Origin of the sequence: Runella sp. SP2 (assembly GCF_003711225.1) — a bacterium.
Taxonomy (GTDB): Bacteria; Bacteroidota; Bacteroidia; order Cytophagales; family Spirosomataceae; genus Runella.
This window is the reverse complement of the sequence record NZ_CP031030.1, coordinates 1,805,827-1,820,636: the sequence shown is the minus strand read 5'-3', so window position 1 is coordinate 1,820,636 and position 14,810 is coordinate 1,805,827. Positions and strand designations below refer to the sequence as shown.

Here is a 14,810-nt window from a genome sequence, read left to right as displayed (position 1 = left end):
AAATCGTGTAACTAGCTTCCCGATTTAAGCGACTACTTTTGTAACGACAAATGAATAGCGCAATGGAAACCGAGATTAACACGGAGAATCAACAACTTTTGGTACCCGTCACGGGGATGACCTGTGCAGCTTGTGCCGTGAGTGTTGAAAATATACTCAAAAAACAGGAAGGTGTGCTGGAATGTGCCGTCAATTTTGCCAACGAATCAGCTCGCATTTCTTTTGACACGACCCAAACCAACCCTGAAGCCCTAAAAAATGCGCTTCAAGCCGTAGGATATGATTTATTGCTCCATCCTGAAAACGCCCAAGCGCAGCAAGCCGAACAAAAAGCGAATCAGCTACTTACGCTCCAAAAACGTTTACTTTGGGCGACCATTCTGACGTTACCCGTGGTGGTGTTGGGCATGTTTTTTATGGAGCTCCCTTTCGTCAACTGGATTATGTTGGCACTGACGACGCCCGTGTTGGCTATTTTTGGTCGCGATTTTTTCATTCATGCGTGGAAACAGGCCAAATACGGTCAAGCCAATATGGATACGTTGGTGGCACTGAGTACGGGAATCGCTTTTACATTCAGCCTTTTTAATACCGTCTATCCCGAATTTTGGCACCAACGTGGACTTCATCCGCACGTATATTTTGAGGCATCGGCGGTGATTATTGTGTTTATTATGGTAGGTAAATGGTTGGAAGAAAAAGCCAAAGCCAACACCTCAACCGCCATTCAAAAACTAATGGGATTACAACCGCGAACGGTTTGGATTATTGAAAACGGGGAAGAAAAAGAAATTGACATTGCAGCGGTACGGGTAGGCGACCGAATTGTGGTAAAACCTGGGGATAAAATTGCAGTCGATGGGAAAGTACTTTCGGGTACTTCTTACGTCGATGAAAGTATGATTTCGGGGGAACCTGTCCCCGTTGAAAAAAACAAAGGCAGTAAAGTATTTGCAGGAACGGTCAATCAGCAAGGGAGTTTTCGTTTTTTGGCCGAAAAAGTGGGCGAAGCTACGCTCTTGGCCCAAATCATTCGGATGGTTCAACAAGCCCAAGGCAGCAAAGCCCCCATTCAACAATTAGCCGACAAGATTGCTGCCGTATTTGTGCCCGTCGTGATGGGCATTTCAGTACTTACGTTTGTTGTTTGGTCAAGTTTTGGCGGAGAAAATGCCCTTACCCAAGGTTTATTATCAGCCATCACCGTCCTTGTGATTGCTTGTCCGTGTGCGTTGGGTTTGGCTACGCCCACTGCCATTATGGTTGGAGTTGGAAAAGGAGCAGAAAACGGCATTTTAATCAAAGATGCCCAAAGCCTTGAGTTGGCACACCGAATCGATGCGGTTGTACTAGATAAAACGGGCACAATCACCGAAGGAAAACCAACTGTAACCGATACTTACTGGGCTTCTGACGAACCCGCATTCAAATCCATCGCCTTGGCACTCGAAAGTCAATCGTCGCACCCTTTGGCCGCGTCCATTGTGCAAACGCTCAAAGCCGAAGGCATCAAAAGTGTTCCGATCATACAATTTGAAAATGTTGCTGGCAAGGGTGTCAAGGCTTTATTTGAAGGGAATGAGTACGTGATTGGAAGCGTATTTTGGATAGCGGAACGCGGGTTGTCTTTTGCCAATATTCCGATTAATACCTGGCAAGAATCGGCCAAAACAGTAGTCGTATTTGCCAATAAAAAAGACGTGTTGGCTGCTTGGGCCATCACTGACCCCATCAAGCCCACCTCAGCGCAGGCCATTGCTGATCTTCAACGTGAAGGAATAGAAGTATATATGTTGACGGGCGACAACGCATTTACGGCCCAAAAAGTAGCCCAAGAAGTTGGAATTAACCACTTTAAAGGGCAAGTACTTCCAGCAGACAAAGCTGCTTTTGTTGAACAACTTCAGCACGCAGGAAAAATCGTTGCGATGGTCGGCGACGGTATCAATGATTCTCATGCCTTGGCACAAGCCGACGTAAGTATTGCCATGGGCAAAGGCTCCGACATTGCCATGGATGTTGCTAAGATGACGCTTATTTCCAGCGATTTACAAAAAATCCCCCAAGCCATCCAACTTTCAAAATGGACGGTGGCGGCCATCCACCAAAACCTTTTTTGGGCATTTATTTACAACCTCATTGGAATTCCACTAGCGGCAGGCGTGTTGTATCCCATAAATGGCTTTTTACTTAACCCCATGATTGCGGGGGCGGCGATGGCACTCAGCTCTGTATCAGTCGTAGCAAATAGCCTCAGACTTAACAAATCATAAAAATGGAGACATTACAATTCAAAACCAACATCAACTGCGGAGGCTGCATTGCCAAAGTAACGCCGTTCTTAAATCAAGTTGAAGAAATTGAAGATTGGCGCGTTGATACTGCCAACCCCGATAAAATTTTGACCATCAACGGTGAAGAATTATCAAGCGAACTTATTCTAGAAACAATCGAGAAAGCAGGGTTTACAGCCATACAAGTCTAGTCGTTGAAGTTCACGCAGAGGCTCTAAGGTGCATTTTTTCTCTGCGTGAATTCACTTTTACTCCTAAAGCGGTTTTGCCATGATGTAATCTTGCATTAGAAATCCATCTCCAATGTCAATATCTTCACTTCCTACGATATTGAAGCCCATTTTTTCGTAAAACCCAACCGCTTTATTATAACGGTTGACATTGAGTAGCAGCGCCGAATTGTTATTCTCCGTAGCAATTTCGGCTACTTTACGAATCAAAGCGGCTCCCGCTCCTTTGCCCTGACTGGCGGGTAGCAGGTAAATTTTATGAATCTTCGTGTTGGGCTCATTTTTGTAATTGAGTTCGTACGAAACGTACCCCAAACACGCTTCATTCTCTTTGATCAACAGAAAAACGTGCCCTTTTTCCTCGATTTGCGCTGTTAACGACGGAATGCTGTACATCCAGTCAAGCATATAATCAATTTGTTTGGGCGACAAAATATCCCCAAAAGTCATGGGCCAAGTCTGATAAGCGATGCGCTGAATTTCGGGCAGTTCTGCCGTAGTTACGTTGCTAATTTCTAACATTTGTCTTTTTAATAATTGATAGACTTTCCAAGTTTGATGAAAAACTTGGAAAGTATGATGCTAAATTAGGCTTTCCAAGCAAATTTCAAATGCTATCTTCTCAAAAATTACACAAAAAGACATTTTAAACCGTTCATCTATATTTTAGGTTAAAAATGTGAACTTATTCGTTATTTGACGTCACAATGGCCTAGGGAGATAGCTCCCTTACCATTTCATCTCAAAACCTAAACGAATTTAACATGGAAAAACAGCCAGTCGTGCGTTTACGCGGCCTAAAAAAATCGTATGGACGCGATTTAATCCTCAAAGGAATTGATTTGGACGTATATGCGGGTGAAATCATTGGTTACATTGGCCCCAATGGTGCGGGCAAAAGTACAACCCTCAAGATACTGATTGGGATGCTTCCCGATTTTGTAGGGGAAGCCAAGGTGCTCGGGTACGACATTCGAGAAGATGCCCTTGAAGTCAAAAAACGCATCGGTTATGTGCCCGAAAATGCCATGCTTTACGAAGTCCTAACTCCCATAGAATATTTGTTGTTTGTAGGCAGACTACACAAAATGGAGGATGCCCTCACCGAACGTCGAGCGCTAGAACTACTCGAAATTTTTGGTCTAAAAACCCACGCCGACGTAAGAATGAATACTTTTTCCAAAGGAATGCGGCAAAAGGTATTGTTGATTTCGGGGCTTATTCACAATCCCGACGTCATTTTTTTGGACGAACCTCTTTCGGGACTGGATGCCAATGCCGTGATTTTGGTGAAAGAAGTGTTGGCCAAATTGAAAGCCGCTGGTAAAACCATTTTTTACAGTTCACACATCATGGACGTGGTAGAAAAAATCTCCGACCGAATTGTGATTATTAACCAAGGAACCATTATCGCCAACGGCACTTTTGATGAACTCAAAGCACAAGCGCAGTCGGGTTCTTTAGAACTTATTTTCCAAGGCTTGACGGGCGACAACGAGAATAGCCACCGCGCCGAAGATTTTTTACAAGCATTGAAGTAAAGTCCAAACCACTTAACGAGTCTTTCCTATGAGCAAAGCAGTTTTACGAATTCTCGACCTGATGCAAGGCGTATTTCGGTGGTTAGGAGCCGATTACGACATCTTACGAACTATCGTTGAAGTGAAATTCAAAATGCAAAACCGTCGGCCAATGGCGTCGTTTTCGCATTACAAATCCTATAATAACGACCAAGATACCAATAATTCCTTTTGGATAATGGTGGGGTTGCTTTCAATTTTTGGGGGATTGATGGGCATTAGTATTTTCTTCATCGACAAACCCTATTACGCTTATGCCTTACCTTTTGGGTATATCATGATTATGTCGGTGCTTACGTTAGTCACCGACTTTTCGTCCTTGCTACTCGATACTACCGACAATGTGGTGCTTCTTCCACGACCAGTCACGGGACGTACCATTTTATTGGCCCGATTGGTTCATATTTCATCGTATGTCCTTATTCTTTCCTACGGAATTGCCCTTTTGCCGCTTATTTTTACTCTTTTTAAGTACGGTATTTTGGCGTCTTTAGCCTTTGCATTGGCCGTTTTTGTTTTGGCTATGTTGTCGGTTTTCTTTACCTCACTTCTCTACATGCTCTTGATGCAATTTACGAGCGAAGAGCGGTTAAAAGACATCATTAGCTACTTCCAAATTGCTTTTACACTTTTGGTAACCGTTGGTTATCAAATGATAAGTCGAATTTTTGATTGGCTCGACCTCGATACCACCGCAGTGGTCATTCGTGGATGGCATTACGCTCTCCCACCACTCTGGCTCAGTGGATGGATGCAATTTGTAATTAAAGGAGCTCATAATTTTTGGATTTTATCCCTGCTTGCATTTGTCGTTCCTCTTCTTGCCATGTGGATTTTGATACGGTATTTGGCCCCACAATTCACCCAAAAAATCGCTCAATTGGGTGTGGGCGACGGGGGAGGTTCTGAAAAAGTCGTTACCCAAAAACGCGATGGTTTTGTCAGCCGATTGGCTTCCTTAATGACCAGAAGCCACCTTGAAAAGGCTATCTTTGAACTTTCGTGGAAAATCACTGCCCGCGACCGAAAATTTAAGATGCGCACTTATCCCACTTTTGGGTCATTAATTCCACTAATTTTTGTTTTTGGTAAGGGAATTTTCGACCCTCAGAAATGGTCGGAGATGGCAGAAGGTTACCTTTATCTAATGTTGCTTTACATGGCCCATATCATTGCAGGTACGTTTCAATCCCAAAGTCATTTTAGTGAAGATTTTAAGGCTGCATGGGTTTATTTTGCCACGCCCACCGATTCCCCCCGCGACGTAGTGGTAGGCAACATCAAAGCCATTCTTCTTAAATTTTACACCCCGTTTTATTTGCTACTTAGCACCTTTGTTTTGACGATTTGGGGCATTAAAGCACTTGATGATTTATACTTAGCCTTTGTGGCTTCGGTGTGTTTATCCATGATTGAGAGCAAAATTGGTTCCCAAAATCGTCTTCCATTTTCCAAAAGCTTAGCTACCATGAAAGAAGCAGGACAAACTTCTCAGTTTGTCATTTTTATGCTTTTGCTTCCTATCTGTGGTTTTGGGCATTGGGGACTGACGTTTATCCCATTTGGCGTGCCAGTTGCCTGTGTTTTTGCCACCTTTATTGCTTATGTTTTATACAAACAATTCGACAAACTGACTTGGGATAGCTTTGACTTATAGAAATCTTTGACGCTCTATTCGTGAAAATCATTGGATTGCGGTATCTTTCGGGCTCTAATCTTTTTTAGCTCATTTCTATTATCACAACATCAATGCAGTTCGTAAAAAAAACACTCCTTCTTTGTGCTTTCTGCGGAACGGCCTTTGCCCAGCAGAAATTCGAGAACTACGCGCAAGCCATTTCGGGAAGTAACATCAAGTACGATATGGTTGCCATCAAAGGTGGCGATTTTATGATGGGTAGCCCTGCCAAAGAAAAAGACCGTAAAGAAGACGAAGGTCCTCAACACAAAGTAAAAATTGAGCCTTTTTGGATGGGTAAGTACGAAATTCCTTGGGATTTCTATGACCTTTTTACCACCAAAAATATTGAAATTGAAATGGCAAAGCGTTTTCCTGACCCAGAAAACAGCCTGTCGAAAACCGATGGAAGTACGCGCCCAAGCGCCGCTTACGTTGATATGTCATTTGGAATGGGGCGCGGTGGCGGTTATCCTGCTGTCAACATGACCCAATATGCCGCCATTTATTTTTGCAAGTGGCTTTACGAAAAAACAGGCGTATTTTACCGCCTTCCTACCGAAGCCGAATGGGAATATGCCTGCCGTGCGGGTACTACTACCGCATACTCGTTTGGGGATGACCCAAAACTATTAGATGAATACGCTTGGTACAAAGCCAACAGCGGCGGTGGTTACAAAAAAACGGGCACAAAAAAGCCCAATCCTTGGGGATTGCATGACATGCACGGAAACGTGATGGAGTGGACACTCGATCAATACGCAAAAGATTATTATACCAAAAAAGCGGGCGGCCAAGCCAAAGAAGCGTTTTTGAAAGTAACTGAGTTGTATCCAACATCCGTTCGGGGTGGTTCTTGGGACGACGATGCAAGTGTATGCCGCAGTTCTACCCGTATCCCTTCAGTTCCTGACTGGAAAATTATTGACCCTCAGAGTCCCAAAAGTGAGTGGTGGATGACCAGCGCTTCGTTTGTTGGTTTTCGCATCGTTCGCCCAGTTAAAACTCCTTCCAAAGAAGAAATCGCCGCTTACTATAACCCGCCTCTAATTGAGGATTATTAATAAGTATTTGGCCTTCAACATAAAAATTACCCGTAGATTCATTCTTTACGGGTAGTTTTTGTTTTTTGGGCACTTTTATAGGCTGACAAACACATTGATTTTAGGTCGCTAAATCAACGACATCCACAATTTCCAACTTAAACTCTTTTCTAAAAATGGAAACTAATCGCCGAGAGTTTCTCAAATCGTCTAGTTTATTAACAGGAGGTGCTTTGCTAAGTAGCCTACCTTTTGCTTCATACGGATTTCATTCGTCAAATGATGACACCATCAAAATCGCCCTTGTTGGTTGTGGTGGTCGCGGAACGGGTGCAGCAGCCCAAGCCCTTAGCACCAAACAAAATGTAAAAATCGTAGCCATGGCAGATGCCTTCCAAGACCGCTTGGACGACGCATATACCGCTTTGACCAAACGCAAATACAAAGATGATGCTGGTGTAGAGATTGATGTTAAATCAAAAATTGATGTACCAAAAGATCGCATGTTTGTAGGCTTTGACGGTTACAAACAGGCTATCGCTTTGGCAGATGTTGTTATTTTGGCCACGCCTCCTGGTTTCCGCCCAATGCACTTTGAAGAAGCCATTCGCCAAAATAAGCACGTATTTATGGAAAAACCTGTGGCTACCGACGCGCCAGGTATTCGTAAAGTGCTTGCAACGGCCGAAGAAGCAAAACGCAAGAAATTGAACGTAGTTGTTGGACTTCAACGTCACTATCAACGCAACTACCGTGAAGCGATGAACCGCATTCACGACGGAAAAATTGGCGACATCGTCGGTGGAAGTGTGTATTGGGTTTCGGGTGGCGTATGGAATCACCCTCGCAAACCGAATCAAACTGAAATGGAATACCAAATGCGTAACTGGTACTATTTCAACTGGTTATGCGGCGACCACATTACCGAGCAACACGTTCATAACATCGACGTAGCTAACTGGGCAAAACAGGGATACCCCGTTTCGGCACAAGGTACGGGTGGGCGACAAATCCGTAACGGAAAAGAATTTGGTGAAATTTTTGACCACCATATCGTGGACTTCACTTACGCCGACGGAACGCTTATCAACAGCCAATGCCGCCACTACGAAGGAACGTACAGCAAAGTAGATGAGCAGTTTTTGGGCACCACAGGCCGCATCGATAGCTTCAACGGCAACAACACCGTTTTGAAGTCATACCAAGGCGGAAAAGTCATTTATGCCCACGAAGGGAAAGGTGACCGTAACCCATATCAAGTGGAGCACGATGAGCTTTTTGCAGCCATTGCCAAAGGTGAATACAAATTTGCCGATGCCGAAAACGGGGCAAAAAGTACCCTTACTTCCATCATGGGTCGTATGGCTACGTATTCTGGAAAATTGGTAAAATGGGAAGAAGCCCTCAACTCAAACATTAGCCTTTTCCCTGATCAAATTGCGTGGGATGCCAAACCAAAAATCTTACCACTAGCCGATGGCTTCTATCCTGTCGCAGTTCCTGGTAAAACCATAGCCGTTTAATCAGGCTTCGTCCTAAAATAATTTTCCCCGTCACCTTTGCAAATTTGCTTGGTTGACGGGGAATTTCATTGTAGGGTAATTGACGCTGTGCTTTTATTCTTGTTTCAGTACCTTAATCACTTTAGTCGGCATGTCAGGATGCGAAGTTTGGAGCAGGTACGTACCTTTTGTCAACTGTAACGGTGCTAGTTCTAATTCGGCCTCAAGTCCATGCCAATGAACCTGCGACACTGGCATCATAAAGCCCGCAAGCGTTACAATTGAAAATGTCGTGGATTCTGGCTTGTAGGTATCGGGAAGGGTCATTTTTAAGACCGACACAAAAGGATTCGGATACGCACTCCATACATTCACTACCTCTGCTTCTTCCTCGCCTATTCTGGCATTACCAGCTATTAGCGTAAAAGTAATCGTTGATTCTCCAATTACTTTGTTTGACTTTATTGCTTTTGCTGTAAGCTTATACGTCCCTAGCTCTGCGCTAAAACCATCATTGTCATTAAATAACCCATAAGGTGCCGCTAAGTCTGAAAAAGTTTGGGTCTCAGCACCTGTCATGTTAAACTCAATTCGATCCACCGCCTGACTTGATTCCGCAAAAATGTTTACAAAAGTAGCAATGGATTGAACCGACGAAAGTGAAATCCTATCCCCATCACGCAGGGTGCGGATAAACCTTCTTGATGACGAACCTCCCGCTTTGAACAAACTAAAAACAAGGTTGGCAGTCATTGGCGTACTTTCACTTACTTTGATGACAAAGAACTCGTCAACAATCGCTCCTTGGTTATCTATGGCACGCACTGTCACCGTATAATTTCCAACAGTTGTTGGTGTTCCTACGATACTCCCACCTTGGAATGACAAGCCTGGAGGCAAGTTCCTCACCAAAACACCAAACAAAATACCATCTGGGTCGCGGAAGCCATTCAAGTCAATGTTCAAGGAAAAAGCTTCCCCAACTACAGCTTCTTGGTCGGGGATTTGGGTAACGATTACTGGCGGAATATTTCCATTACTCAACGTTACCCACAACGTGAGGGTTGTTTCTCCAAATGCGCCCAAGCCATCATAGCCACGCACCACAATTTTATACTCGCCCGCTACACTCGGAGTCCCGACGATTGACCCATTGGCATACACAAACCCTGACGGCAGGTTACTTACTTCCAACCGAACAGTTCCCCCCTCAGGGTCACGGAAAAGCCCTTGCGGCAGTGTATATGAAAACGGATTTCCCACCACGACTCGTTGGGTAGGCAAAGTTGTAGTTGCTACTGGTGGCAAATTCGAGGAAATACTTCTAACCGATAACTGAAAGGTAGTTTCAACTGAAGCATTTTCATTGTCGATTCCTCGCACAATCACTCTATAATCGCCCGCTGTTACGGCTTTTCCCGAAAGTTTGTTGTTGGCATACGTAATTCCTTGCGGCAAATTTTGCACCAACACCCGTACAATATATCCGTCATTATCACGGAAAATATTAGGTGTAATTTCGTACTCATACGTTTGTTGCACTACCGTCACTTGGTCAGGAATAGTCGTCACAACAATCGGACTTTGGTTCACAGATAATACTTTTAGTAAAAACTGGGTTTTGACCGACGCATTTTCATTGTCAAAAGCTTCAACCGTTACGGTAAAGTTTCCAGCTGCCCTTGGGGCTCCACTAATCACGCCACTGTTTGCCACCATTCCCGATGGTAAGCCAGTCACAACCATCCTTGAAATTTGTCCGTCTTTGTCTTGAAAAGTACTGGTTGGAATGATGAAGATAAAGTTACGGTTGATGGTGGCTTGTTGGTCAGTAATTTTTGTCGCTACGACTGGCGCTTGATTGACCCGCTGATTTGCCACGACAAAATTAATGGTCGTTCGACCTATCCCATTGGCGGGTACGATTGACGTTGAATTATAAGCTTCAAGCACCAATTGATAATTTCCTAATCTCAGGGTTGTTCCTCCATCATCACCAAAAAGTGCAAACGGAGCATCCGTTTCTGTTCGCGTTTGACTGACTGGGCCAGTTAGTCGCATTATAATAGCTTTGGCCGAGGCATCGGGTGTTGCGATAAAATTTGTAAGGAAGTTAAGGTCATTAAAATTAAGGGTATCTCTATCTTTTACATTGCGTAAAAATGTACGATTCAGGTAATTACCCGCTTTAAACAAGGCCAATGTAGAAGGTTTCTGAGCTACTACTTTGAGGTTGAACGTTGTGCTGGTTGAAGCATCATACATATCGGTTGCAGTAACCGTAATTTTATACGTACCCACCATCGACGAATTACCACGAATCGTGTTTTTGTCAAAATAAAAACCAGTAGGTAGGCCGCTCACCGCGTACGATTCAATGCTGCCATCGGGGTCTTGAAATGCGCCTTCGGGGATGGTGTAGGTCGCATCAAAACCAGCCGTAATGGTGTAGTCTGAGAGTGCGGTTTTTACCACAGGGGGCTGATTGACTTCTGGTTCGCCGAGCAAATCCTCTACCAATTGAATTTCGACTGGGCCGCTTACGCGCTTTTCTTCCCAACGATTGGTATAACCTGGAATACCGTAGCTCCCTGTTCTTACCAATTCTGACAGTTTAACCACCATTTTTTGTTTATTCACAATGGGGGTCATGGGTTTGGATAACCAGTTGGCCGCTACACTTTTAATCATGGGAGCAAACCAATTTAAGTCAGCCGTGTTATTAATCACGACGTTGACCAACTTACATCCACGTTCAAAATGTTGGCCTAGCATTTGCTCCATGCCAAACTGCGACAAATCAGGTTCACGAAACGCTTCGTTCATAATCCACCTATCACCCATGCTTCCGCGCAACACATCCGCACTAAAATAGTGATTGTAGTACTGCGAGTCGTTTATTTTTGTGCCGTCAACATTACGAGCTAAATCCTTGAAAGCCAACGTTCCACGACGAAAACTTAGTCCATCATGGACTGAGCCGAAATCATTGATAACCTTGTAATTAGCATTCACACCTTTAACCGTGCTGCTTACCCCGTCCAAAAAGTTTTTTAGAAGCGTATGTCGATAAATATACCAATCAGCCCAACGTTTATTTTCTGGGTGGCTATAGTCGGTTGTGATTGGTTGAATATCTCCAATCGCGCTGTAATCAGACTTCCACGCATCATTAATTCCTTTAAGCGAACCATACTTAGCTGCCAACCAGCTTTGATACCCTGTAAGCATCGTAGAAGTATAATCGTACAATGACAGATAAGGGTCTCCGTAACCTATGTTTCCGTTAGGAATATACCCTTCGTAGTGGTAGCCCGCCTCTTGGGTTGTAGTAGTCGTAGCAGCAACGCACAAAACGCGCCCTTCTTGCAAATACGAAACATACCTTTGACTTACTTCTTTAACAAAACCAAGGGCTTTGGTGACAGAAGGCTGGTGCGCCATGCTAAAAATCTCTTTAAACACGCGGCCTTGTTGGTCTTTAGAGGCTTCACTTTCAGTCCAAAAGCCTTCGTTGCGATTACAGCAACGTGCCAAGTGAATCCGAAAAAAAATCTTCAATCCTAGCTCTTTGCACAATTTCACTTGGTTATCGAATTGTACCCAGTTGGCTGAACTTGACACCTGCGGATACACAACATCCCAGCGTACCGTAATCATGGCGGCATTACAACCTTGCTTGGCGGCTTCACGAATGACATTGAGGCCATGTTCATCTCCTTCGGTAGTATTTAATAAAGCAACGCATAAATAGCGCTGATTGTCGTCTGCGACGTAATGGTGCGGTTGAGGTGAAGTGAATGGGTCAGAATTAATCTTTGCGCTGGTTTTTAAAGAAACCACCCATGCCAGTACACACAAAATTCTTGCTACACGTATAATCATTTGGGACATGTTTTTGATAAAGGGGCAATCTGATATACCTGTATCAAAAACCGTGCAAAAAAGCGCCTTATAGGGCTATTAAGCACTTTTTTTTGTAAATAACCTTGCTCTAAACCCCTTAATATTGGGATACAAAGTACTTTATCACCTTCCCATTTAGAAATTTACTTATGGCATGGTTTTTGAAGAACGAGGCTATTTCAAATTTTCTTCTCTTTACAGATAATCTCAATGATTACTGCTTTAGACGTTGGAGTCATGCTTCGGTCAGCATAACTATTGATTGGAACAAGGGTATTTGCCTCGGGAAAGTAAGTCGCCACGCAACGCTCAGGCAATAAGTATGGTACAACGACAAAGTTAGGGGCTGTTCTGGTTACGCCACCGTGATAATTGAATAAATCCACCCTTTCGCCAGCCACCAACCCTGCTTTTTGGATGTCGTTTTGGTTCATTAAGATAACGCGCCGTTCGTTGAAAATACCACGGTAACGATCATCTAACCCATAGACTGTCGTGTTAAATTGATCATGGCTTCTTATGGTCATCATCAAATATTCGGTATCACTTAACACAATTGGGCTATACCTGTTTATTGAAAACATGGCCTTTTGGGTCACGGTTTTAAATTCTCCTTGACGGGGGCCATTCGGCAAATAAAATCCGCCTAATTGGCGAACACGTTGATTATAATTCTCAAAACCTGGAATAGTTCGCTCAATCGCTTCCCGTGTATGGTCATAGTGTTGTACCAAATAATCCCAATTTACTTTTGATGTATTGCCCAAGGTAGCCTTTGCCAACCGTCGAACAATGTCAGGTTCGCTCAACAAATGTGCCGAGACGGGCGATAGTTTGCCCATAGATTTATGCACGACACCCATCGAATTTTCGACAGTTACAAACTGAAGCTCACCTTCTTGCAAGTCCTTGTCGGTACGTCCCAAGCAGGGAAGAATAAACGCTTCCTCACCCGTCACCAAATGGCTTCGATTAAGTTTTGTCGATACGTGCGCTGTTAGCTGACATTTTCGGAGGGCTTGAGCGGTAAAAGAGGTATCTGGTGTTGCCGAAAGGAAATTTCCCCCCATCGCAAAAAACAACCCAACTTTACCTTCGTGCATTGCCTTAATGGCCTCCACGGTGTTGTAGCCGTGTTTGCGAGGAGGGTCAAACCCAAATTGCGCTTGTATTTTATCTAAAAATGCTTGCGGAGGAGCTTCCCAAATCCCCATCGTGCGGTCGCCCTGCACGTTGCTATGACCCCGAACAGGACAAGTTCCTGCGCCAGGCTTTCCAATCGACCCTTTTACTAAAAGTATATTTACCAGTTCGCGAATGGTATCTACGGCGTTTTTATGCTGCGTCAGCCCCATCGCCCAGCAGCCAATGATGTTTTGGGACGATTTTATCAATTCCGCCGCCTCTTCCACTTCCTTTAGCTGTAAGCCACTATCACGTATCAGTTGTTCAAAATCGTGTTTTTCAAGGTCTTCCAGCAGTGCCTCGATGCCCTGCGTTTTTTCACGAATAAACGTCCAATCAAACACCCCTCCCGTCGTTTTTTCGGCTTTGTACAAGTACTTTAAAAACGCCTTAAACAACGGCACATCGCCATTGATGCGTACTTGTAGGTACGCGTCGGCCAAGGCCGTTTTTGCCCCTAGCAACCCTCCTACCGTTTGCGGATTGCTAAACGCAATCAAGCCAGTCTCTTTCAAGGGATTTATGGCCAAAATTTTTGCCCCATTTTTCTTGGCTTTTTCCAGCGCCGACAGCATCCGTGGGTGATTTGTGCCTGGGTTCTGGCCCGCAATGATTATTAGATCTGCTTTGTAAAAATCATCTAATTTGACCGACCCTTTTCCTATCCCTAAAGTCTCGTTGAGGGCTACCCCACTCGACTCGTGGCACATGTTGGAGCAATCTGGAAAGTTGTTGGTTCCAAATTCCCTTACAAAAAGTTGGTACAAAAACGCAGCTTCGTTGCTCGTTCGCCCCGAAGTATAAAAAACAGCATCATCGGGTGAAGCAAGGCTTTTTAGGTGCGTGCCAATTTTAAAAAAAAGCTCGTCCCACGAAATAGCTTGATAATAGGTTGCTCCTTTCGGCTTGAACAGTGGTTCGGTCAAACGACCTTGTTGACCTAATTCGTAGTCGGTCCACGTTCCTAGTTCTTCAATAGAATGTTTGGCAAAAAAATCGGCCGTCAACAGTTTGGTTGTGGCTTCTTCTGCAATGGCTTTTGCTCCGTTTTCGCAGTACTCTGCAATCCGCGAACGCTCGTCGTCGGGGTCTGGCCAAGCGCAACTTGGGCAGTCAAAGCCATCTTTTTGGTTGAGATTGAGTAAAGCTTTGGTACCGCGCGCCACGTCCATAGCACCAAACACGTGTTGCAAGGCACTGGTAACCGCAGGCAGCCCAACGGCTACTTCTTTGGGGGATTCAACCGAAATTCCTGTCAATTCCTCAGGAGTAAGTTCTACGGGGTGGGGAGTTTTTTCCATTGTTTTGCCAATAAAAAACGGTATGACTTTCCTAAAAAAGCCATACCGTCGTAGTTGGTTACTTTATATTAAGTGGTAAATTCTGTAGAAA

At 44.3% G+C, this 14,810-nt stretch carries 9 protein-coding genes; 6 read left to right on the top strand and 3 right to left on the bottom strand.

Annotated elements, in window-relative coordinates; genetic code table 11:
* Positions 1–62 precede the first annotated feature (62 nt).
* Together DTQ70_RS07680 and DTQ70_RS07675 are read left to right on the top strand one after the other, a co-directional pair.
* Positions 63–2,273, top strand: a complete 2,211-nt coding sequence (locus DTQ70_RS07680) for a cation-translocating P-type ATPase (RefSeq protein WP_122930267.1) — start codon at positions 63–65, stop codon at positions 2,271–2,273.
* A 2-nt stretch (positions 2,274–2,275) separates the two neighbouring features.
* Entirely contained in the window at positions 2,276–2,485 is a 210-nt protein-coding gene (locus DTQ70_RS07675; RefSeq protein WP_122930266.1) for a heavy-metal-associated domain-containing protein, read from the top strand.
* Between the two features lie 63 nt (positions 2,486–2,548).
* On the opposite strand, the gene DTQ70_RS07670 is transcribed toward DTQ70_RS07675, so the two are convergent.
* Positions 2,549–3,046: a GNAT family N-acetyltransferase gene (locus DTQ70_RS07670; protein WP_122930265.1), complete on the bottom strand. Its 498-nt coding sequence runs from the start codon at positions 3,044–3,046 to the stop codon at positions 2,549–2,551.
* 242 nt (positions 3,047–3,288) lie between these two features.
* On the opposite strand from DTQ70_RS07670, the gene DTQ70_RS07665 reads away from it, so the two are divergent.
* The 4 genes from DTQ70_RS07665 (at position 3,289) to DTQ70_RS07650 (ending at position 8,348) form a co-directional block, all read left to right on the top strand.
* A complete protein-coding gene (locus DTQ70_RS07665; protein ID WP_122930264.1) occupies positions 3,289–4,065 on the top strand; it encodes an ABC transporter ATP-binding protein in 777 nt (258 codons plus the stop codon).
* Positions 4,066–4,093: 28 nt separating this feature from the next.
* Complete coding sequence (locus DTQ70_RS07660) at positions 4,094–5,761, top strand: hypothetical protein (RefSeq protein WP_122930263.1); 1,668 nt, start codon at positions 4,094–4,096, stop codon at positions 5,759–5,761.
* A 92-nt stretch (positions 5,762–5,853) separates the two neighbouring features.
* Positions 5,854–6,846 carry a formylglycine-generating enzyme family protein gene (locus DTQ70_RS07655; RefSeq protein WP_122930262.1) on the top strand — a complete coding sequence of 331 codons (993 nt, stop codon included), beginning with the start codon at positions 5,854–5,856 and terminating at the stop codon, positions 6,844–6,846.
* A gap of 155 nt (positions 6,847–7,001) precedes the next feature.
* On the top strand, positions 7,002–8,348 hold the full coding sequence (locus DTQ70_RS07650; protein WP_122930261.1) for a Gfo/Idh/MocA family protein: 1,347 nt from the start codon (positions 7,002–7,004) through the stop codon (positions 8,346–8,348).
* Between the two features lie 93 nt (positions 8,349–8,441).
* On the opposite strand, the gene DTQ70_RS07645 is transcribed toward DTQ70_RS07650, so the two are convergent.
* Entirely contained in the window at positions 8,442–12,212 is a 3,771-nt protein-coding gene (locus DTQ70_RS07645; RefSeq protein ID WP_164489918.1) for a putative Ig domain-containing protein, read from the bottom strand.
* Positions 12,213–12,412: 200 nt separating this feature from the next.
* A complete protein-coding gene (locus DTQ70_RS07640) occupies positions 12,413–14,719 on the bottom strand; it encodes an FdhF/YdeP family oxidoreductase (protein ID WP_122930259.1) in 2,307 nt (768 codons plus the stop codon).
* Between the last annotated feature and the right edge of the window lie 91 nt (positions 14,720–14,810).

Bases quoted from the DNA above. Each gene is read 5' to 3' on its own strand.
- DTQ70_RS07655 (WP_122930262.1), top strand. From the start codon at position 5,854: ATGCAGTTCGTAAAAAAAACACTCCTTCTTTGTGCTTTCTGCGGAACG.
- DTQ70_RS07680 (WP_122930267.1), top strand. From the start codon at position 63: ATGGAAACCGAGATTAACACGGAGAATCAACAACTTTTGGTACCCGTC.
- DTQ70_RS07675 (WP_122930266.1), top strand. From the start codon at position 2,276: ATGGAGACATTACAATTCAAAACCAACATCAACTGCGGAGGCTGCATT.
- DTQ70_RS07645 (WP_164489918.1), bottom strand. From the start codon at position 12,212: ATGATTATACGTGTAGCAAGAATTTTGTGTGTACTGGCATGGGTGGTT.
- DTQ70_RS07660 (WP_122930263.1), top strand. From the start codon at position 4,094: ATGAGCAAAGCAGTTTTACGAATTCTCGACCTGATGCAAGGCGTATTT.
- DTQ70_RS07670 (WP_122930265.1), bottom strand. From the start codon at position 3,046: ATGTTAGAAATTAGCAACGTAACTACGGCAGAACTGCCCGAAATTCAG.
- DTQ70_RS07665 (WP_122930264.1), top strand. From the start codon at position 3,289: ATGGAAAAACAGCCAGTCGTGCGTTTACGCGGCCTAAAAAAATCGTAT.
- DTQ70_RS07640 (WP_122930259.1), bottom strand. From the start codon at position 14,719: ATGGAAAAAACTCCCCACCCCGTAGAACTTACTCCTGAGGAATTGACA.
- DTQ70_RS07650 (WP_122930261.1), top strand. From the start codon at position 7,002: ATGGAAACTAATCGCCGAGAGTTTCTCAAATCGTCTAGTTTATTAACA.